Raw genomic sequence first — 1,326 nt, 5'->3', positions numbered from 1 at the left:
ACGATTGGTAAGAATCCACAACAAGTTGTTCTTCATGACGATGTATCTGAGGGTCTGTAGCTCAGTTGGTTAGAGCACACGCTTGATAAGCGTGGGGTCACAAGTTCAAGTCTTGTCAGACCCACCACTACTGACGAAGTACGGAAAATCAGAAACATTGACTTATTGATAAGCTGGGGACTTAGCTTAGTTGGTAGAGCGCCTGCTTTGCACGCAGGAGGTCAGGAGTTCGACTCTCCTAGTCTCCACCATACATTGCTACGCAATGTATAAAGAACGAAGCTAAAATAAACAATCAAACGATTGTTAGCTTAGTCCTTAAGCGATCAAGTGTTTAGGTTATAGAGCTTAGCAACAAAGTGGCGTATGATTCGCTCCATTGTTATTAAGCTCTGTGATTTATCACAGTTTCCTGACCTGACGAAGGCTGGAAAAATCATTAACAGAATATATTTGAGTTGAAATAATTTGTTCATACTCGTTGAAAGCAACATAGGCAACTATGAAGCAGACAATGAGTTACTAGCGAAATTAACTGAATCAAGCGTTTTGGTATATGAATCTAATTGAAGCTGTACAGTGATTAAGTTCACGAAGCTCTAAACTGTAATGTTGGTTGATCTACTTGTAGGATCAAACGACTGTTTGGGGTTGTATAGTCAAGTAATTAAGTGCATGTGGTGGATGCCTTGGCAGTCAGAGGCGATGAAAGACGTAATAGCCTGCGATAAGCTCCGGGGAGGCGGCAAATATCCTGTGATCCGGAGATTTCTGAATGGGGGAACCCACCCGCTATAAGGCGGGTATCATAAACTGAATACATAGGTTTATGAGGCGAACGAGGGGAAGTGAAACATCTCAGTACCCTTAGGAAAAGAAATCAATTGAGATTCCCTCAGTAGCGGCGAGCGAACGGGGAAAAGCCCATTAAGTTGTCTAAGCTTTAGTGGAACGCTCTGGGAAGTGCGACCATAGTAGGTGATAGTCCTGTACACGAAAGGGCTTAGATAATGATGTCGAGTAGGGCGAGGCACGTGAAACCTTGTCTGAATATGGGGGGACCATCCTCCAAGGCTAAATACTCCTGACTGACCGATAGTGAACCAGTACCGTGAGGGAAAGGCGAAAAGAACCCCTGTGAGGGGAGTGAAATAGATCCTGAAACCGCATGCATACAAGCAGTGGGAGCCGACTTGTTCGGTGACTGCGTACCTTTTGTATAATGGGTCAGCGACTTACATTCAGTAGCAAGGTTAACCGATTAGGGGAGCCGTAGAGAAATCGAGTCTTAATAGGGCGTTTAGTTGCTGGGTGTAGACCCGAAAC

2 tRNA genes and 1 rRNA gene are annotated in these 1,326 nt (G+C 44.6%); all 3 read left to right on the top strand.

Annotation, left to right across the window (positions count from 1 at the left end):
- Positions 1-50: 50 nt before the first annotated feature.
- Positions 51-127 (top strand) — tRNA-Ile (locus tag FTU34_RS17700).
- A gap of 48 nt (positions 128-175) precedes the next feature.
- A tRNA-Ala gene (locus FTU34_RS17695) sits at positions 176-251 on the top strand.
- A 406-nt stretch (positions 252-657) separates the two neighbouring features.
- Positions 658-1,326, top strand: a 23S ribosomal RNA gene (locus FTU34_RS17690); the annotation flags it as partial.

Origin of the sequence: Acinetobacter sp. YH12094 (genome assembly GCF_013419295.1) — a bacterium.
Taxonomy (GTDB): Bacteria; Pseudomonadota; Gammaproteobacteria; order Pseudomonadales; family Moraxellaceae; genus Acinetobacter; species Acinetobacter amyesii.
The sequence above is the reverse complement of the archived record's forward strand: the minus strand, read 5'-3'. Positions and strand labels throughout refer to the sequence as shown.